Source organism: Nitrospirota bacterium, from assembly GCA_023229435.1.
Lineage (GTDB): Bacteria > Nitrospirota > UBA9217 > UBA9217 > UBA9217 > JALNZF01.
In genome coordinates this window covers 118,134-137,122 of sequence record JALNZF010000002.1, presented here as the reverse complement: position 1 = coordinate 137,122, position 18,989 = coordinate 118,134, and the positions used below count along the sequence as shown (strand labels likewise).

Annotated in this window: 15 protein-coding genes; 4 read left to right on the top strand and 11 right to left on the bottom strand. The window is 50.9% G+C overall.

What is annotated here, in order from left to right; all coding sequences use genetic code 11:
* Positions 1–169 precede the first annotated feature (169 nt).
* The 9 genes from M0R70_02245 to M0R70_02205 form a co-directional block, all read right to left on the bottom strand.
* Positions 170–1,684, bottom strand: coding sequence for an ATP-binding protein (locus M0R70_02245; GenBank protein MCK9418182.1), 1,515 nt, complete (start codon positions 1,682–1,684; stop codon positions 170–172).
* A gap of 236 nt (positions 1,685–1,920) precedes the next feature.
* Complete coding sequence (locus M0R70_02240; protein MCK9418181.1) at positions 1,921–3,552, bottom strand: PAS domain S-box protein; 1,632 nt, start codon at positions 3,550–3,552, stop codon at positions 1,921–1,923.
* A 577-nt stretch (positions 3,553–4,129) separates the two neighbouring features.
* Positions 4,130–5,533, bottom strand: coding sequence for an NAD(P)/FAD-dependent oxidoreductase (locus M0R70_02235; protein MCK9418180.1), 1,404 nt, complete (start codon positions 5,531–5,533; stop codon positions 4,130–4,132).
* 7 nt (positions 5,534–5,540) lie between these two features.
* Positions 5,541–5,801 (bottom strand): acyl carrier protein, encoded by a 261-nt coding sequence (locus M0R70_02230; protein ID MCK9418179.1) that lies wholly within the window; start codon positions 5,799–5,801, stop codon positions 5,541–5,543.
* 19 nt (positions 5,802–5,820) lie between these two features.
* Entirely contained in the window at positions 5,821–7,035 is a 1,215-nt protein-coding gene (locus M0R70_02225; GenBank protein ID MCK9418178.1) for a beta-ketoacyl-[acyl-carrier-protein] synthase family protein, read from the bottom strand.
* Entirely contained in the window at positions 7,028–7,468 is a 441-nt protein-coding gene (gene fabZ, locus M0R70_02220; GenBank protein MCK9418177.1) for a 3-hydroxyacyl-ACP dehydratase FabZ, read from the bottom strand. Before fabZ ends, M0R70_02225 begins: the two co-directional genes overlap by 8 nt.
* A gap of 233 nt (positions 7,469–7,701) precedes the next feature.
* The gene (locus tag M0R70_02215; protein MCK9418176.1) at positions 7,702–8,931 is read right to left on the bottom strand and encodes a beta-ketoacyl-[acyl-carrier-protein] synthase family protein; all 1,230 of its coding nucleotides are present in this window, start codon (positions 8,929–8,931) and stop codon (positions 7,702–7,704) included.
* Positions 8,932–8,938: 7 nt separating this feature from the next.
* Entirely contained in the window at positions 8,939–9,664 is a 726-nt protein-coding gene (gene fabG / locus M0R70_02210) for a 3-oxoacyl-[acyl-carrier-protein] reductase (protein ID MCK9418175.1), read from the bottom strand.
* 205 nt (positions 9,665–9,869) lie between these two features.
* A complete protein-coding gene (locus M0R70_02205; GenBank protein ID MCK9418174.1) occupies positions 9,870–10,922 on the bottom strand; it encodes a class I SAM-dependent methyltransferase in 1,053 nt (350 codons plus the stop codon).
* Between the two features lie 833 nt (positions 10,923–11,755).
* Between M0R70_02205 and uppP the strand changes: the two genes are divergently transcribed.
* The 3 genes from uppP (at position 11,756) to M0R70_02190 (ending at position 15,343) form a co-directional block, all read left to right on the top strand.
* Positions 11,756–12,565 carry an undecaprenyl-diphosphatase UppP gene (uppP, locus tag M0R70_02200; protein ID MCK9418173.1) on the top strand — a complete coding sequence of 270 codons (810 nt, stop codon included), beginning with the start codon at positions 11,756–11,758 and terminating at the stop codon, positions 12,563–12,565.
* Positions 12,566–12,703: 138 nt separating this feature from the next.
* Entirely contained in the window at positions 12,704–14,908 is a 2,205-nt protein-coding gene (locus tag M0R70_02195; protein ID MCK9418172.1) for a DNA translocase FtsK 4TM domain-containing protein, read from the top strand.
* 153 nt (positions 14,909–15,061) lie between these two features.
* On the top strand, positions 15,062–15,343 hold the full coding sequence (locus M0R70_02190; GenBank protein ID MCK9418171.1) for an HU family DNA-binding protein: 282 nt from the start codon (positions 15,062–15,064) through the stop codon (positions 15,341–15,343).
* A gap of 158 nt (positions 15,344–15,501) precedes the next feature.
* Here the strand turns inward: M0R70_02190 and M0R70_02185 are convergent, their stop codons facing one another.
* Both M0R70_02185 and recQ read right to left on the bottom strand, forming a co-directional pair.
* A complete protein-coding gene (locus tag M0R70_02185) occupies positions 15,502–16,365 on the bottom strand; it encodes a methyltransferase domain-containing protein (protein MCK9418170.1) in 864 nt (287 codons plus the stop codon).
* Complete coding sequence (recQ, locus tag M0R70_02180; protein ID MCK9418169.1) at positions 16,362–18,185, bottom strand: DNA helicase RecQ; 1,824 nt, start codon at positions 18,183–18,185, stop codon at positions 16,362–16,364. Before recQ ends, M0R70_02185 begins: the two co-directional genes overlap by 4 nt.
* Positions 18,186–18,299: 114 nt before the next feature.
* On the opposite strand from recQ, the gene M0R70_02175 reads away from it, so the two are divergent.
* Positions 18,300–18,962 (top strand): outer membrane lipoprotein carrier protein LolA, encoded by a 663-nt coding sequence (locus M0R70_02175; protein ID MCK9418168.1) that lies wholly within the window; start codon positions 18,300–18,302, stop codon positions 18,960–18,962.
* Positions 18,963–18,989 lie beyond the last annotated feature (27 nt).

Genomic DNA, 18,989 nt, shown 5'->3' with positions numbered 1-18,989 from the left:
AAACCTGCCCTGTCTTCGCCCCGTCATGGCGGGGTTTAATAATGCTGCAGGTGATGCTCTTGTCAAGTGCTGTTCAGTTAAAACAGGAAGGGGTAGTGCGCGTTCGAATCGCCGCGTGGTTGCACTGGAAGAAGAGAGAAGGGCCGGTAATGAACAGAAGGATTATTTTTTAGGAAGCGGGCCCGTTCCCGGTTTTTTTAATTTTTTGATCGACCGTGGTCACGTCCGTTCCCGTGGGCAATTCGAACGTAAACGCGGTGCCGCCCTCATTATTTTCGAACCAGATGACCCCGCCATGCTCGGTGATGATCCCGTGGGAGATTGAGAGACCCAGCCCCGTTCCCTGGCCCACGGGTTTTGTGGAGAAAAAGGGGTCGAAGATCTTCGCGGCGATCTGCGAAGGAACGCCGGCGCCGTTATCGCTCACGGTTACGATGACCCGCCGGCGCTCTTTGTCGCCCCGGGTACTGAATACGATCTTGCCATTTGCCTGTCCGGCGTCGAGGATCGCCTGCTCGGCATTGAGCAGCAGGTTCAGGACCACCTGCTGGATCTGCTGCGAGTCCACGAACACTGTTGTAGCAGGAGCGTAGTCCCTGACGATCTCGATAGAATTGGCCTTGAGCCAGTAAACTCTGAGGCCGATGGCCCGGTCAATGATGTCGTTGATGGATTCGAGGCTCTTGGACGGCGTCCGTTGTCGGGAAAAGGTCATGAGATTGTCCACGATCTTTTTACACCGCTCGGCGCTGTCCAGGATCTTCTTCAGTTCGGCTTTGGTCTCCTCGTCGGTCACTTTCATGGAGAGAAGTTCGGTATAAGCGATCGTCCCAGTCAACGGGTTATTGATCTCGTGTGCCACACCGGACACCAGAAGGCCGATGGACGCCAGCTTATCGGCATGATACAGCTGGTCCTTCAGTCTTCGCACCTCGGTGATATTCTTCAATACATGGATGGTGAGGAAGTAGTCATTTTCACGGAGTGGGAAAATACTGACCTGATAAATGTCATCGTTGATCTTTTTCTCGTATGTCCGCGGCATGCCGTCCCTGCGGACATCATTGAGTAGTGTTTCGTTCGGGATGTCCCCATTGAATACCTCCTCGAGTTGCCTCCCGACGAGGTCCCGCGGGTGCATGCCGATCGCTGTTGAGAAGGATTTGTTCACTTTCACGAGTCTCTGCGCATGGTCAAGAACGAAGATGTGGTCCGTAATGGCATCGATGATCGACATCCACTGCTTCTGGTTTCTGATGATCTCCAGTGTCTGCTCTGCGTACGCCTGGGAGGTCCCGGAGCGCGCGATGGCGCGCAGGGCGATTGCCGGGTAGCCGGCAATGGTTTCTTGGTCCATGCCGACGCAGTCTGATGCGCCGCCGCGGAGCGCATGGAGAATTGCCGCCTCATCGGCATGGGGCGACATCATGATGACCGGTGCGTGCTGGTTGATCGCGGCAAGATCACACGCGAATTCGGTGGCGTTGGGCCTGCCCCGGACCTCGTTGATGAACAGGACATCAATGGTCTCTCGCCTCATGACCGCGAAGCAGTCCTCGCGAGTGGGGACAAATTCGAGGCGCGCTGGCATGTTCGCTTTTATGAACGCCGCACGGATACGCTCGCGCGTATCGAGGTTGTTCTCGATGAACAGGATGGTATGCTCCGACTTTTTCAACGACACCGGGAACGTCTCCCTTCCGGTACGGATCCTTTCTTCAGCCATACCAATGCAAACAAAGTGATACTTGCTACCTTTTGTTATTATAACAAATTCCATGGATTCTGCCCGGGCATCATTCCCGGAGGTCCTGTCGTCTCACGAGGCCTGATTCTATTTCAGCCGCGAGTTCAGCCGGGCAGGCAAGTTTATGGTTTTATCGGGTTTATGATGATGAATGGCTGTGAGGGGATGTTCGTTCAGACAGGTATGAATTTCTTTGACTTCGTATCGAGTATCCGCCGTACCACGGAAAGAAGATAATACGATTCGAACGGCTTCTGAAGAAAGCCGTCAATTTCCTTGATCTCGTCCTTATCCGCAACATATCTCGAATACCCTGAAACCGCGAGAACTTTAACGTCGGGATTGATCGTTTTTATCTGCCGTATGAGCTCCTTGCCGTCGATGCCGGGCATGACGATATCGGATATGACAAGCGCCACTTCGTGAAAAATTCTTCGATAAATGTCCATTGCCACAACAGGATCGCTGGTTGCAAACACCTTGTATCCATTGGTTTCCAGCGAATCCCGCATGATGTCCAGAACATCCTGTTCGTCATCGACGACAAGCAGGGTTTCCTTTCCGCTGGTCCGCTTTAAGGGCTCCTTTGTTCCGGCGACTGCCGTGGGGGCTGCAGCAGGCAGGTACACGGTAAACGTGCTCCCGACGCCGAGCGTGCTCTGAACAGAGAGATATCCCTCATGGTCCTTGACGGCTCCATAGACCATGGACAGGCCGAGCCCGGTGCCTTTTCCCTGCTCTTTCGTCGTGAAGAAAGGTTCGAATATCTTGTTCAAGATGTCTTCGGGAATCCCCGCGCCCGTGTCAGTGACGCTTATCTGGACATATTCCCCGGGAGGGACATAGGGCGGTACATCCGGCATGCTCTTCACGACCGTCCTGGATTGCGTATGGATGACAATGCGCCCGCCCTTTTTCGGCATGGAATCACGGGCATTGACGATGAAATTCATGATAACCTGCTCCATCTGATTGACATCGCCCTGGATCAGGGGGAGCCGGTTATCAAGTTCCACGCTCAGGTCTATGCTCTTGTCGATGACCTGCTCGAGCAGTTTGATGGTTTCATACACCACGTCGTTCAGGTTGATCGGGATACGCTCATATTTGCTCTTGCGCGCGAAGCCCAGCAGTTTTGAGATCATTCTCCCCGCTCTTCGCGAAGCGTCTTCGATAACGTTCAGACTGCGTGTCGCCTTTTCGTCCAGCACGGAAAACCGGCGAACGAGGTCGGTGTGGCCGAGGATGGCGGTCAGAATATTATTGAAATCGTGGGCGATACCGCCGGCGAGTACCCCGATGGATTCCATCTTCTGCGACTGGAGCAAATGTTGCTGGAACTTCTGCTTTTCAGTGATATCACGATAGAAGGACTGAATGAACAACGCGTTGCCGATGGAGATGGCCTTGGAACTGATTTCGAAATAGACCGCTGTGCCGTCCTTTTTGTTGTTCTTGGCTTCAAACACGAGAGATTCGCCGTCTAATATCCGGCGCAGCCTCTCCGCCATTTTATCCCAGTCACCATCGCCCGCCAATAGCTTCATATGGGTGCCGACAAGCGCCTCTCGTGTAAAGCCGTGCATTTCGCAGGCCTTGTCATTTGCGTTAACGATGATGCCGTGCCGATCCATGACGATAATTCCGTCCGTTGCGTTCTCAAAAAGGGATCGGTGCCATTGCTCGGATTCGTGGAGTTCTTTTGTTCGTTCTTCAACCTTGTCTTGAAGCTGAAGGGAGTAGTTTTCGAGCTGCTTCTTTTGCTGTTCCAGATCATACTGCAGGGAAAGGTTTTTTATAAGCAATTTTTGGCTGACGTATCTCCATGAAATTCCACCAAGAGCTGCGGCCAATAAAAAAATATTATTATTGATAAATATTCTAGCATTAACAATTTTATCGAAAATTAAAATTGGTACAAGATAAATGCTATATACCACAATCGCTACTGCAACCGCTAACTTGACGGAAATCGGGAGAAATCCGAGAACAAAAGCAAGAACAATGATCATTCCGGCATAATAAATAGATTGATGACCTCCAAAAGATAAAATCATCAATTCAACCATTAATGATGTTATTATCGTAGCCAAAATAACAGAAAATAAAAGAAATAAATAGCCCTTCTTTAATTTGAGGAGAAAATAGAGAATCGCCATGAAAAAGACAGCGAATAGTCTATAAGTTAAAAATGGCAGAAAATTTTCAGGAGTTACAAGGTAATCCAACAAACTTAATGACAAATCTATGACGCCACCTATAATAATAAGCGTAGGAGCAAGAGAGGCCGCAGTGGCATATAATTCCTTCTCTATATAGTGGTCTTTTTTACTATCTTTATTAGTCATGATTGAAATTTTATCATAAAATGATGATAATATCTTAAATAAATTTCTTTTTTAGTATTGTTTTAGCAGTATCATAACCAACATACGCCACTCCTGGAATCCCAAGCCCGTGCGTTGTCCAATGACCGGTTAAGTAAAGACCTCGGATGAAAGAAGGTTTTCTAAAATCAGGAATTGTCAGTTGCGTTGGAAGCCCCGCCCATCCAAAGGCGGCACCATTATAATTAAAAGTATATCGTTGTAAGGTATGCGGGGTAGCTGTCTCTCGATATTGTATGAATTTTGATATTTCGGGAATCGCGTTTGACTCTATTTTTTTAATAAATGACTCTTGCCACTTAATCTTGTTATCTTCCCAATACTGTTTATTTTTAAAAGGTGCAAACCGTAAGGCGACTATACTTTTTTTATCGGGTGACAGATGCATCAGGTACTCATTTATTTCATCAACATTGGGATTTTTTAATGAAAAATATTCATCGCCTGAAGTAGTATGAGACAAAAACCATAAGTTAGCTCGAGGCTCGAGTGCGGTATTAAAAGCTTCATTCATGCCTAAATATAAAATAAACATCGAGGCTGAAGGAATCATATTTTCAATGTCGACTAAAAATTGATTTTTAACAAACTCTTTCCGAATAAGCTCAAGGAAAGTCTGGCGAGCATCGCAGGCAGATATTACAAATTTTGATTTAATAAACCCATCTGTTTCTAAAACTACACCTGTAACAATATTGTCTTTAACCTTTATTCTTTTAGCAAGAGAGGACAGTCTTAGCTCGCCACCATGCCCCCTCAATATCTCTACGAGAGCATTAGATAATGCCTGCATTCCGCCATCTGGATAGTATCCGCCATCGAGGATAGACTCCTTAAAAATACCTAACCCCAAAAAAGCGGAGATCCGCGATGAAGGCAAACCGGTATATCCACCTAAGGGGACAGAAAAAATGGCTTTAAGCACATCGTTATTAAAAAATTGGTCTAATAATCTTTTAAATGTCCAATTTCTTATAGACATTAAATTAGCTGGATCAGGCTTAATGAGGAACTGAATAAATTTCTCTATATTGTCGCGTTCTTCTGGAAAAACTATTTGAAATTCGCTGATGGTTTTATCCAGTTTCGACCAGAAAGAAATTTTCAGCTTGGGTGTTATTACAATATTTGAAGGATCGAACCGCAATAGCCGCAATTTTCGTTCGATTTCAAGGTCGCTAAAAACCTTTCCGAGAATACCATGCTTACATCCACCCATTGAATGGGCAGCGGCATCAAACGTAAAGCCTTGTCTCCTAAACGAAGTACAGTAACCGCCGGGTTTATTATGCTTTTCAACTATGAGCACTTTCATTCCAGCCTTTGCAAGATAGCAGCCGCATACAAGGCCGCTCATGCCAGCACCTATTATAACAGCATCATATGTCCCCGCGTCCATATCAGCCTTAGACTTTCCCCGAACTTTTTTGATCCAGCAATTTATTTATGAGAGCGACAGCTTCTTTCACGGTTGTAATTTTGGGGACATCCTCATCTCTTACGGAAACCTTAAATTTTTTTTCAAGTGCAACTGTAATCTCGATCGCTTTAATAGAGTCTACCTCCAGATCTTTAAAAAAATTTTTCTCAGGGGTTATCTCATCCTCATCAAACCCCGAAACTTCAGAGATTATAAAAACGATTTCCTTTTCCACATTGTCAGCCATTGTTAAATTCACATCCTCCTTAGTTGATAAATTTTGATAAAACCAGACAGGCATTGTTACCGCCAAATGCGTAGGAATTATTCAATGCTATGGTGACGGAATGTTTTCGTGATTGATTGGGAACACAGTCGATATCACATTCAGAGTCTGGAGTTTCATAATTGATGGTTGGCGGAATCATATCGTTTTTAACAACGAGTGCGCAAGTGATTGCTTCGATTGCCGATGCTGCTCCCATGGTGTGACCAAGCATGGATTTGATGGAACTGGCAGGTATTTTATTACACCGACGCCCGAATACCTCTTTGATGGCGGCGCATTCATTTTTGTCGTTCGTCAACGTACCGGTACCATGGGCGCTGATATAGTCAATATTTTCTGATGAAACGCCCGCTTCTTTCAATGCTTTTCTCATGCACAACTTGATTCCATCGACCGAAGAGCTTGTCATATGGTGGGCGTCGCAGCTTAGACCATATCCCAAAACCTCGGCATAAATGAGGGCCTTTCTCTGTAGGGCGCTCTCCAAAGCTTCTAGAACCAGCATTCCTGCGCCCTCCGCTACCATCATACCTTTTCGGTTTTTATCGAAAGGACGGCATTTGTCCGGAGCCACCGCTGCAAATTGATTAAAGCCAGTGAATGCAACTTTAGAAAATGCATCGAAACCACCTGCCAAGACCGCCTGTGCTCGGTCCAACTTGATTAAGTCAAACCCGTATCCTACTGCATAATTACCCGCCGAGCACGCTGTTGAAAATATCATATTGCCACCGTCAAGGTTGAATTCTTTTGCGATCATAGCGGGAGTTGTCTCGGTCGGGATCTGGGCCACCAGTCTATCGCTGATATCAATATTATTTCCACGCAAGAGTATCTCGTTGACTTTTTCGACGGTTTGAATAGAACCGATATTCGTTCCAATGCATGTAGCGATGTTGATGGTTGAAGCATCGCTACTCAATATATGAGCATCATTCAATGCCAGCTTTGCACCAGCAAGCGCCATCTGAGATGACCGACTCAAGGTTCCGAGAAGCTCTTGCCGCATAAAGTTCTCAGGTTTAAATATTTTTACCTCACCGGCCATATGGGTAAACTGGTTCGAAGTGTCAAAGGACGCAACAGGGCTTATACCTGATTGCCCCTTCAAGAGATTATTCCAGAATTGTTCCCAACCAATCCCTATTGATGATATAACGCCAAGTCCTGTTATAACAACTCGCTCACTCATTTTTTACGCTGAATACCAGCTCCGCCTCTGCTATTTTTTTATTGTCAACAAATGCCTCGCCTGAAACAAAAGCTCCGCTTGGCAAGGTTTTCACGTTTTCAACCCGGATTTTCAACTGATCGCCTGGTACTGCAGGTTGAAGGAACCGTGCTTTGACCGAACCGAAATAATACAATGGTTTTTTTTCGCTGTTCCCGGCTTTTCCGCTTGTGGCAAAGAGAATGATAGCGGTCTGCGCCATTGCCTCGATAATGAGAGCGCCGGGCATGACGGCCTTTTCCGGAAAATGGCCGAGGAATACCATGTCATTGCCGGAAATGTTCTTCACGGCAATTGCGTGTTTTCCCGGTTCAATCTCCACGATTTTATCGATCATGATAAAAGGGAATCGCTGAGGAATGAGTTTCTTTATTTCTTCGAAGTCAAGCTGCATGGGTCACCGGATTTCCGCATAGAGCATGGAGTAAAGAGCAGAGAGTTATACTCTGTGCTTTACTTCATGCTCATACATTATACGCTACGCTTATTAATCGTATCAAAATAGAAACTACATTATTAGAAAATCTCCCCCCGCCCCTCTTTGTCAAAGAGGGGCGTTTCCTCCCTTTGGAAAAGAGAGGTTAGGAGGGATTTTGAAAAATGGATATCAATACGATTATGAGACCGTTAATATCTTCCCAGCACAATAGCCGTGTTCTGGCCATAGGGATCTGCCGAAGTTACAAGCACATTCTGTATCCGCCTCTGTCGCGCAATATTGGGGACATAATCGAGATCGCACACAGGGTCTCGTTCGTGGTAGTTTGCTGTTGGTGGAATCATCTCCTTCCGGAGCGCTCCGACTGCGGCTGTCAAAGACAGTGCGCCCGATGCGGAAAACGATTCGCCCACCATGGATTTTATCGAGCTGACAGGCAGCGAAAGTGCCCGCGCCCCAAAGACTTCCTTGATGACGTTCGTTTCCATCCGGTCGAACCCTTTTGATGAATTGGCACAGGCGCAGACATAGTCGATGTCTCCGGGATTGAGAGCGGCTTCCTGCAAAGCGAGCGTTATGGCGTTTTTCAATCCCTGACCTGCATGATGAAAGTTGCTCTCAGCCAGAGGGTCAAAGGCATTGCCGTAACCCAGAACGCGCGCGAGAATCACCGCATTTCTGTTCACTGCGTGCTCCTCCTCTTCCAGTACCAGCACTGCCGCACCTTCGGACAGAATCGTACCGTTCCTTCGCGCGTCGAACGGGCAGCAGATTGGTTCAGAGCCGTCGGTTCCGGATAAGCATCCGAGATTATGAAAACCCATAAAAGTCTCTTCGCATAGTTCTTCCACTCCTCCTGCCAACACAACATCGGCCCGGTTCAATCGGATAAAATCCGCTGCATACGAGACGGCATCGAGACTGGCGCAAAAACCGGTGGATATTGTAGTGTTGAAGCCTTTGATCTTGAATTTTATCGATACCTGGCTGGCCGGCGAATTGATGACCGTATTCGGAAAGTGCGATGGATTGACGAACCGCGGCCCGTCAATGAGGCCTGATCGGTCGAATTGTGAAATGCTGTGGAGACTCCCGAATGTCGTGCCGATGGAGACGCCCATCGAATGGGTAGTGTCTTCCGTGATCTCTATCCTGCTGTCGTCTATGGCGAGTTTGGCAGCGGAGCAGATGAGTCTCGTGCTTCTATCGAGGTCCCGCAGTCCTTTTTTGCCGAGGAATGAAAGGGCGTCAAAATCCGTGATCTCTCCCGCGATGTTGACGCGAAAAGGCGATGTGTCGAAAAGGGTCACGGGACGAAAGCCCGTCTTGCCTTGAGACAATCCTTCCCAATAGGCATCTTTGCCGATTGCAATAGGCGAGAGAACGCCGATGCCGGTAATGACTATTCTCCTGTTCATGCCGGGCCTATATCCCCAATCCACCATCGATCTGTATTGTCTGCCCGGTAATGTACTGCGAGTCATCACTGAGCAAGAAAAGTACAGCCTGTGCCACTTCATCGGCAGTGCCGAATCTCCTGAGCGGGATCATGCCCATAAATTTTTCTCTTGCCTTCTCGCTGAACTCAGCGGTCATCTCGGTGCTGATAAAGCCGGGGGCAATTGCATTGACCCTGATGTTATAGGGTGCCACCTCTTGTGCGAGCGATTTGGTAAAGCCGATCACACCGGCCTTCGCAGCAGCGTAATTGACCTGGCCGGGGAGCGGGTGGATGCCGCTTACTGACGAAATGTTGACGATGTTCCCGCTTTTCTGCTTGAGAAAGGTAATAATGCACGCCCGGGTGGTATTAAAGACCCCCGTGAGATTGGTATCGATCACATCGGACCAGTCTTCCTGACTCATCATCATGAGCGACTTGTCTTTTGTAATGCCGGCATTGTTAACAAGAATGTCGAGCCGGCCGAATTCTTTTTTTACTGTATCGACGAGCGTTTTGGCGCCTTCAAAATCCCTCACGTCAAGCTGAACGGGCAACGCTCTTCTGCCGAGACGTTGCACCTCTTCAGAAAGTGACTCCGCTGCATCGCGTTTACTGGAATAGGTGAACGCGCAATCAGCACCCGCACCGCAGATGGCAAGGACAATGGATCGGCCGATGCCCCTTGTTCCACCCGTTACGATCGCCACTTTATGAAGAAGAGGGTTGCTTTTCAGACTCTTCTCCCGATTTGAATGTGTGGCATCGATTTGTACAGTTTGAGAGACATGTGTGTAATACACCCTGCCTGAGTATGATCTTTATAATGCTTTGTACTTATACTTATATCATTTTTTTAAAGCGGCTTCAAGCAATAGTTCATCCTCCGGGCGATTTGTCGCCATTCCGTATATATTACTGCTTCGTGATCGAGTAGAAGACTATCGATCCGGAATCGACCCGGGTCATTGATAGTGCGCTATCCGGGATATTGGCATCACGGAATACTTGCAGAAAATCCTTCTCAGTGCGTTGTAAAAAACCGTCCCAATCAACAAGCCAGTGGCAAAGCTCTGGACGGTAATGGTCCGCATCTTTGAAGGACGCAATAAGTTTTCCGCCGGGATTGAGCAGCAGATACAGGGAGTTCAGCATTTTCACCAGAAAATCATCGGGAAGATAATCAAAGAAACCGATACTGTAGATGACGTCCTGCATCCCGAATTCCGTCTGCGCCGTCTCGTTATCGAACATTCTAAGCGCATTGTACTGAATCAATTCTGTATGCTCTTCTGTAAGCTTTGCAATAGCAAAACGATCGAGGGCGAACTCCAGGGCAGCAGGGTCCAGATCAACACAGGTGAATTTAGCTCCCGACGCCTTGATCTCCGGCGCTAATTCGAAAACTTCCCTGCAGGAACCGCAGGCCACATCAAGGACCTTTGGATTGCCCCTGCTTACCAGTTCTTCTTTCAACAAAGAACGCATTTTGACGATCCGCTCCCGTACTCCGACACCAAGGGTCGTGGCTTGCGTGTATTTGTCCAGATAGTATCCAATGCCATCCGACATCGGCATGTTCTTATAAGCCAGTTCCAGGGTCATAAAATCTCCCTGCTGTCCCTGCGGCCATGTTCGGCAGCGATTGATGATATAGCTTTTTGAAAGGATCGGGTGTGTCTTTTCGCGGAAGTAGACCTGGGCTTGTTTAAGGGCCAGCGGATCATCCACTCCCTCTTCAAACTGGGCGCAGGCTTCAAGAATGGTGTCGTTCAGCATGGTAATTTCATCAAGGAACGCTTCCTTGTTCGCGTCCGGCATGGAACATCGGACTTCGAGGTCTCCCAGCGCCAGCATATATTTCTCGATCTTGGCGTCAAGCGCCTCGACATAGGTTCTCGGTCTTTCCTGAATCAGTCCTGTATGCTTCTGAATCACCTCTCCCTGGTACATTAATGAGTCTTGCATGATGTTCTCCCTTTTAAGTTCAAATGGTTGTTTATTGAGATCACTGGAGTTATAAAACAGCAACCCATCCGTTTTGCCTGGATGAACGTACAAGAGCTTTTGATTACGAATAAGGCAGGTAAAAGAGCGAAGCGCGAAGTTGTGTTTGCATTTTGAGATCCTGATTCTCACAACGGCACTTCTGAAGAAGTTCGACAGGCATAATGATCACCTCCTTTTTCATGAGCGACAGAGAATTAAGAAATATTCCGGCGGGATGTGCTCTGAGCAAACCAAAAATGAAACCAAATTTATTTGTAAGAATGTTAATCTAATCGATTTTTATTGTAAAGGAATTAATGAATACTGTCTCAGATTTTATAAAAGAAGGATGTGTGTTCATCTGTTAGGGCTTTAGTATTACTGATGGTCCTTATTCCCATGAGCGAATAAGGATGTGTAGAACAAAACTATTTAGTGCAATGATTTTACTGCATGAAGAACATCGAGAAATCAAATGGTTTGCAGTGCAGGAGAAAATGCTTTGTAGCTTTTATCAGGTTCATAGGCTAACTGCGTCCCCGGGAAGAGGAGGCATGCTTCGTCGAGAGCTTGTCCGAACAGAGGAGGCGAGGCGCAAGAATACCGGGCTTCCCCCTCGCCGTGATCCACTATTCATGCTGCAGGAAGGGGAAAAGTTATGGACAAGCCGCGGGCTCATTTGTTAACAAATTCAAAACAGCTTGAAATCCTGTCTGCTTTGTGAAATAATGGGTTCGCTTGGAGCTGTGCAGCCAAGATGATGCGGTGTTAAATGGCAAGGAAGACATATAATTTGGCTGAAGAGGTGAAGCGTGATTTTTGAAGCGATTTTTCTCGGCATTATCCAGGGGATCACGGAGTTTCTCCCCATCAGCTCCTCGGCCCACCTGATCCTGCTCCCCTGGATGTTCGGCTGGCAGGGCACGCTGATCGACAGCCTGAACTTCGACGTGGCGCTGCACGCCGGCACGCTGGTCGCGATCCTGGCGTTCTTCTGGCGGGACTGGTTTGATCTGTTCGGAAAATTCTTTACCGGCATCAAGGACGGCACGTGGAAATCCAACGAAGGCAGGCTCGTGTGGTTCATTGTCCTGGCTACGATCCCCGCGGGCGTCCTGGGCTTGAAATATGAACATGTGGTGGAAGAGAGTTTCCGGAACCCGCTCCTGATCGCCGGGGCGCTCGCTGCGATCAGCCTCGTGATGTGGGCGGCGGACCGATATTCAGCAAAGAACGCGGGTCTCGGGCGCCTGACACTTGGTCATGCGATCTTTATCGGATTCGCCCAGGCCCTTGCCCTGTTGCCGGGCGTGTCGCGATCGGGAATTACCATTAGTGCCGGTCTCATGGCCGGATACACGAGGGCGAGCGCGGCACGGTTCTCCTTTCTCCTTTCCACGCCGGTCATTGCAGGAGCGGCTATTCTGAAACTTCACAAGCTTCATCTTGCCGACAACGAAGTGCTGCCCTTTGTCTTGGGAACCTTGTTCTCGGCAATCGTCGGGTATTTGTGCATAAAATTCCTGCTCCAGTATCTGGATCGGCATACGCTGAATATCTTTGTCTGGTACCGCCTGGCGCTGGTCGGAGTTGTGGTGGCGTTATGGGCGGCGAGGCGATAACAAAAAGTAGAACGAGGGATGAGGGACGATTGACGAGGTAAAAAACTGCATCAGGATGAGCAGGTTCTATCCAGTATCAAGAGTCAGCGCATGTTGCGAGAAAATAATTTATTTTCGGATAGTCCGAATTAGGAGCCTATGGCGGTTAACGCAACGAAACAGAAGCACTGGAACGAGATGGTCGGGCTGCTGCTCTTCGCCATCGGACTGCTGATCACGCTCAGCCTGGTCTCGTACACCGCGGTCGATCCCTGCTTCAGCGTCTCCGGCACGGGCGCGGGTATCAGGAACACCATCGGGATCATGGGCGCGTATCTCTCCGACGCATTGCTCCATCTCTTCGGCCTCTCCGCATATGTGATCCCGCTTCTCATGTTCGGGTATGCCCTGCTCTTCACCATAGGGTGGGAGGCGGAGCACCCGCTTCTCAAGAAGGTCGGCGGCATCATATTCTTCCTATCGGCAGGGGCATTCTTCGGGCTCGGGAGCGAAACAACCCGGTTGTTCGGGGAGTCTGTGCCGTCAGGCGGCATGCTTGGCGGTTTCATAGCGCGCGTGCTTGTTTCCGGATTTTCCGGAATCGGCGCCACCATCATCACGTTCACGGCCATGGTCATCGCCCTCATGCTGCTCACACCTTTTTCTCCGCTCAAGGCATTCGCGTGGCTGAGCGACCTGAACGGACGCATGATGGAACAACTCGATATTCTGATAACCGTGTACCGCGGCCGCAAAGAAAAAGCGCGCGAGGCAAAAATGCGGCCCGTCGTGCCCAAGGAACCGCCGAAGATCATGGAAACCCAGAAGCAGCCGTCTCCTGCGCCGAAGATCGTCAAACCGGAAAAGCCGGTGAAGACCGTTCAGATGCCTTTGCCGGGGATGGAAAAAGGGGACAAGGATGCGAAGGGGGCATATGAGCTTCCATCACTGGACCTGCTCGATCCTGTCCCGGTGATCGCGAAAAAGGTCTCGAAAGAGGACATGTTCGCCCAGTCCGAACTGCTGCAGCACAAACTCCAGGACTTCGACATCCAGGGACGCATCACGCAGGTCTATCCCGGCCCCGTGGTCACCATGTTCGAGTTCGAGCCGGCCCCGGGCGTGAAGGTGAGCAGGATCGTGAACCTCTCTGACGACCTGGCGCTTGCCATGAAGGCCGGCAGCGTGCGTATTGTGGCGCCTCTTCCGGGCAAAGCCGCCGTCGGCATCGAGGTGCCGAACAACACGCGCGAGACGGTCTACTTCCGCCAGATCCTCGAGACGCCGGAATACCAGTCGAACAAATCGAAGCTCAAGATCCCCCTGGGCAAGGACATCTTCGGCGCCTCGGTGATCGGCAGCATCGACAAGATGCCGCATATGCTCGTGGCAGGCGCCACCGGCTCGGGCAAGAGCGTTGCCATCAACTCCATCATCCTGGCGATCCTGTACAATGCGCGACCGAGCGAGGTCAGGCTCGCCCTGATCGACCCCAAGATGCTCGAGCTCTCGGTGTATGAAGGCATCCCGCACCTGCTTTCTCCGGTCGTCACCCAGTCCAAGAAGGCGGCAGAAACGCTCCGGGCAATCGTGGCCGAGATGGACCGGCGGTACCGCACGCTCTCCGAAAAGGGGAACAAGAACATCGACTCCTATAACAAGGCCGTCCCCGAGGCAGAACGGCTCCCCTACATCGTCGTGATCATCGATGAGCTCGCGGACCTCATGATGACGGTGGCGCGCGAGGTAGAGGACTCCGTCATGCGACTCGCACAGATGGCGCGGGCCGCGGGCATCCATCTGATCGTGGCGACCCAGCGGCCGAGTGTGGATGTGATCACCGGCCTGATCAAGGCGAACCTGCCGGCCCGGATATCCTTTCAGGTTTCATCCAAAACCGATTCGCGCACCATCCTCGATGCGAACGGCGCCGAGAACCTGCTCGGCATGGGCGACATGCTCTTCCAGCCGCCCGGTTCGTCCCACATCATCCGGGCCCACGGGTGCTTCGTATCAGAGGCCGAGATCAAGCGCGTGGTGGAGTTCGTCAAGAAACAGGGCAAGCCGAACTACGACCTGCTCCAGCAGCGGGCAAAGGAGATCGTCGAGGCCCAGGTCGCGGAGGTTGAGAAAAGCGAGCGGGACGAGCTGTACCAGCGTGCCGTTGAACTGGTCCAGATGAACGGCCAGGCCTCCACGTCATTTATCCAGCGCAGGCTCCGCGTGGGCTACAATCGTGCGGCGCGCATGATCGAGATGATGCAGGAGGACGGCATTGTCGGGGCTGCTGACGGATCCAAGCCGCGGGAGGTGTTGGTGCGCAAGAACATGGACGGTACCCTGAATGATCTGGACGAGCTGTAGGCATCAGGCATGTTCCATCCACGGGCTGACACGCCTCGCGGTGATCTGTTTCGCCGCTCGTGTCTTTATTGAAAAACAGCCCTTGTCAATTTGCTCATAATAGGATATAGTTTCACCAATGCAGTATAATTCTAATTTACAGGAGGGAAAGACATGGCAAAGGCAATGACGAAATCACAGTTGGTATCGAAGATCGCGGAAAAGGCATCACTTACCAAGAAGGCAGCCGCTGAGATATTGGATTTCATCGCGGCGGTGGCCTATAAAGAAGCAAAGAACACCTTCACGCTGCCCGGGCTCGGCAAGCTCGTGCTGGTGCAGCGCAAGGCCCGCATGGGCAGAAACCCGGCAACCGGTGAAACCATCAAGATAAAGGCAAAGAAGGTCGTAAAGTTCCGGGTTGCCAAGGCAGCCAAAGATGCAATCCTCGGATAACCGCAATCAATCCCTCGCGTAACCAGGCCCGCTCCTGAAACGAGCGGGCCTGAAGTATTTCAGGAATATCGCGGAGGCGGATTTCCTTTCCCGCTCCTGACTGGTTTCTCTCTGCTTTGCCAACGAGTACCGAGGAAAAACAGCAGAGCCACGCTATTTCATCCCTTTGTCTTCCCGAACACCCGTATCTCCACATCGACATCTAACATCAGCCGAGAAAGCGCCTCCACCCTGGACTTGGTGCTCAGATCGATGTTCCAGTAGAAGGGGGTCATTGCCAGCAGGTCCATGATCTCTGCGGAGCTCTTCAGCTCGATCTGATAATTGGTACTCGTTTCCATGAGCGGAGTGAAAAGCCCCCTGGCCTGTTCTATCATTGCTGATTGTTCATGCTCCCTGACAATTGGATAGATGATCTCTCTCAGGCCGTTCAGGTGTCTGGGGCCGGGGCTTACGATCACGAGCATGCCTGTCTCATTCAGGACCCTGGAGAACTCCGCAAAATGTACCGGCGAAAAGACGTTCAGAACAACATCAAAGGATGAAAGGGCAAAGGGCAGGTCGATAATGCTTGCGACAAACCAGTCAATTGTCCTGTCGCGCCTGGCAGCCTGGCGAACGGCGAACTTCGCAATATCGACTCCGTAGCAATCGATGGGAATTGCGCTCCCGTGCCTGCCAGCCAGAAACTCCTTGAGGCGCTTGAGATAAAAACCCTCACCGCAGCCCGCATCAAGAATACCGCAAGCCCGTTCATGCTCCGATCGATCGAGATTCTTTTCGATAGCCTCATTGATTCCATCGGACACCCTGTTGTAATGCCCCAGGTCAAGAAACCGCCTCCGGCTCCGGATCATGTCCGGGCTGTCTCCAGGCTCCTTTGAATGTTTCTGGTGAGCAAGCAGAAGATTGACGTACCCTTCCCGGGCCGCATCAAATGTGTGGTAATTGGAGCATTGGTAGCCGTCAGCAGAGTTCAGCAGACGGTTTTTGCAAACCGGACATTGCAGAATGGGGGTCATATGCCGTTACCCCCAAAGGTCCTTATCGCTTCCAGAAAGTCCTCTCCATACCGCTGAAGCTTCACATCTCCCACGCCGGAGATTTGCCGCATCTCGGACGCGGTTTTCGGGAACTGCCTGCACATCTCATGCAGCGTCTTGTCTGAAAAAATAACGTAGGGAGGCACGCGGTTCTCTCCGGCGATCTTTTTTCTGATCACGCGCAGCCGATCAAAGAGCGTCTCGTCATACCAGCCGCCCTCGGCTGTTTTCCTGCGTCGCTCGTTTGTTTTCACCTCTTCCCGCTTGAGCCCGAAGACCTCTCTTTTCCCGGTGAGCGCTTCCGAGCCCGCGGGCGTGATCTTTAATACCGGGTAACGATCGCCGTCCTGTCTGATCAGCTCCTGGGCAAGAAGTTCGTTAACGATGAAGCGCCAGTGGTTTTTGTCCTGATGTCTTCCCGCGCCGAAGGTCCTGAGCTCATGATGCCCGAGTTCCCTGATGCGCCTGGTGTCCGCGCCGATAACGATGTCGATGATGTGGACGATGCCGAACCGCTCGTTGGTCCTGGCCATGGCCGACATCAGTATCCGGGCATCGGTAGAGATATCGATCTGGTTCACCGAACCGGTGCAGATATCGCATGCGGTGCAATTGTTCCCGGGATACGCTTCACCGAAAAAGGAAAGAAGCTGCTTCCTTCTGCATACATTATGAGACGCGAACCGCACGGTCTGGTCCAACTTCTCCATGGCGATCGCGCGTTCCGCTTCGTCTTCCATCTTGTCGATGAAATACCGTATCTTCGGGATATCGCCCCTGCTGAAAAAGAGCAGGCAATGGGCCGGCTCGTTGTCGCGGCCCGCGCGGCCCGTTTCCTGGTAATAGGCCTCGATATGTTTCGGGAGATCGGCATGGACCACGTACCGGACGTTCGACTTGTCGATGCCCATGCCGAAGGCAATGGTTGCCACGATCACCGGGGCTTCATCCCGGTTGAACGCCTCCTGGTTCTTCTCGCGTTCTTCCGCCGACAGACCGGCATGGTAGGGGAGCGCGTTGATGCCGTGGGATGCAAGGAAGCCCGCTGTTGCCGTGACCGAGGCCCGGGTCGTCCGGTAGATGATCCCCGATTCGCCCTCGTGGTCCCTCACAAAGTTCAAAAGCTGCTGTTCGATCCCGTCCTTGGGCCTGACCTGGTAGAAAAGGTTGGGCCGGTTGAAGGATGCGCGAACGGTATGGGGCGTCCTGAGCCCGATCTTGTGAATGATGTCCTGCTGGACCTTTTCCGTTGCCGTGGCGGTGAATGCTGCAACCGGGACATTCGGAAAGAGCTCTGGAATTGCGGAAAGGGCGAGGTAATCGGGCCGGAAATCGTGTCCCCACTCGGAGATGCAGTGCGCCTCGTCGATGGCGAAGAGCGAGAGAGGGATGCCTCTCAGCGTCTTGATGAACTGCGGCATGGCGAAGCGTTCCGGCGCGATGTAAAGGAGTTTGATCTGACCGGCGCTGAGCCTGCGCTCTATATTCGCCAGTTCCCGCTGGTCAAGCGAGCTGTTCATGAACACGGCCGCAATCCCGTTTTCCCTCGCGGCGTCTACCTGGTCCTTCATGAGAGAGATGAGGGGGCTGATAACGACCGCTGTTCCCTCCAGCAAGAGCGCAGGGAGCTGGTAACAGAGCGATTTCCCCCCTCCCGTGGGCATGACCGCGAAGACGTCCTGCAGGTTCAGGATTTTATCGACAATGGTCTCCTGATTCGGACGGAATGACTCAAAACCGAAAACCGTGCGGAGAATATTGTGAACTGAAGAAGCTTGTGAAGGAGAGCGGGTATCCATGCGGTCTCATGATAAGCTCGGAGCCGGGTATTGTCAAGATTGGTGAATGAAACCAATTTTCTGTCTTCTCAGCAGGTATTGTTTATGGTATGATACGCTCCTCGGGAGGAAGTAATGACTGCTCATCATAGTGCATGGGGAAAACAGTGTCTCATTGCCGCTGCCCTTCTCTTCTCTGTCTCAGCACCGGGTGCAATAAAGCCTGCAGATGCCCAGACCATGCAGGACGTGGTTGTTTCTGTCGAAAACCATTACCGCGATCTTGCGGACCTCACGGCGAAGGTCATTCAGAAGAATAACCTCAAGTCCATTGGCAAAACTCAGAAGTTTGAGGGCACGCTCTGGATCAAGAAGCCGGGCAAGCTGCGGTTAGAGTACTCGAACGGTCAGCTGATCCTCATCAACAACAAGGCCGCGCTGTTCTATTCTAAAAAGAGCGAACAGGTGATCAAGAAGACCTTCACTGATTTCGAGCACATGAACATCCCGGTGGCGTTCCTGCTCGGCGCAGCCCATATCCGGGACGACTTCGACGTGCTGCAGTCGGACCCGAAGACACCGCGCGTGCTTGAGCTTCTCCCCAAAAAACCGGGGGCAGCCATGAAGAAGATACGACTCGTTGTCGATGACGTTGGCCGGATCACCGAGCTCATGATCTTCGACCGGTCCGGGAACACGACCACGATGGCCTTTACGGACATCCGGGAAGGCATTGGTCTCGACGACAAGCTCTTTGTCTTTAAAGCCCCGAAGGGGACGGAGATAATCGAGCAATAGCTCGAATTGCGAATTGAAGATCGTAAA

Coding starts and splice junctions, on each gene's coding strand:
- M0R70_02205 (MCK9418174.1), bottom strand. CDS start 10,922: ATGCAAGACTCATTAATGTACCAGGGAGAGGTGATTCAGAAGCATACA.
- M0R70_02190 (MCK9418171.1), top strand. CDS start 15,062: ATGGCAAAGGCAATGACGAAATCACAGTTGGTATCGAAGATCGCGGAA.
- recQ (MCK9418169.1), bottom strand. CDS start 18,185: ATGGATACCCGCTCTCCTTCACAAGCTTCTTCAGTTCACAATATTCTC.
- M0R70_02185 (MCK9418170.1), bottom strand. CDS start 16,365: ATGACCCCCATTCTGCAATGTCCGGTTTGCAAAAACCGTCTGCTGAAC.
- M0R70_02215 (MCK9418176.1), bottom strand. CDS start 8,931: ATGAACAGGAGAATAGTCATTACCGGCATCGGCGTTCTCTCGCCTATT.
- M0R70_02230 (MCK9418179.1), bottom strand. CDS start 5,801: ATGGCTGACAATGTGGAAAAGGAAATCGTTTTTATAATCTCTGAAGTT.
- M0R70_02235 (MCK9418180.1), bottom strand. CDS start 5,533: ATGGACGCGGGGACATATGATGCTGTTATAATAGGTGCTGGCATGAGC.
- fabZ (MCK9418177.1), bottom strand. CDS start 7,468: ATGCAGCTTGACTTCGAAGAAATAAAGAAACTCATTCCTCAGCGATTC.
- M0R70_02175 (MCK9418168.1), top strand. CDS start 18,300: ATGACTGCTCATCATAGTGCATGGGGAAAACAGTGTCTCATTGCCGCT.
- M0R70_02225 (MCK9418178.1), bottom strand. CDS start 7,035: ATGAGTGAGCGAGTTGTTATAACAGGACTTGGCGTTATATCATCAATA.
- M0R70_02195 (MCK9418172.1), top strand. CDS start 12,704: ATGGCGGTTAACGCAACGAAACAGAAGCACTGGAACGAGATGGTCGGG.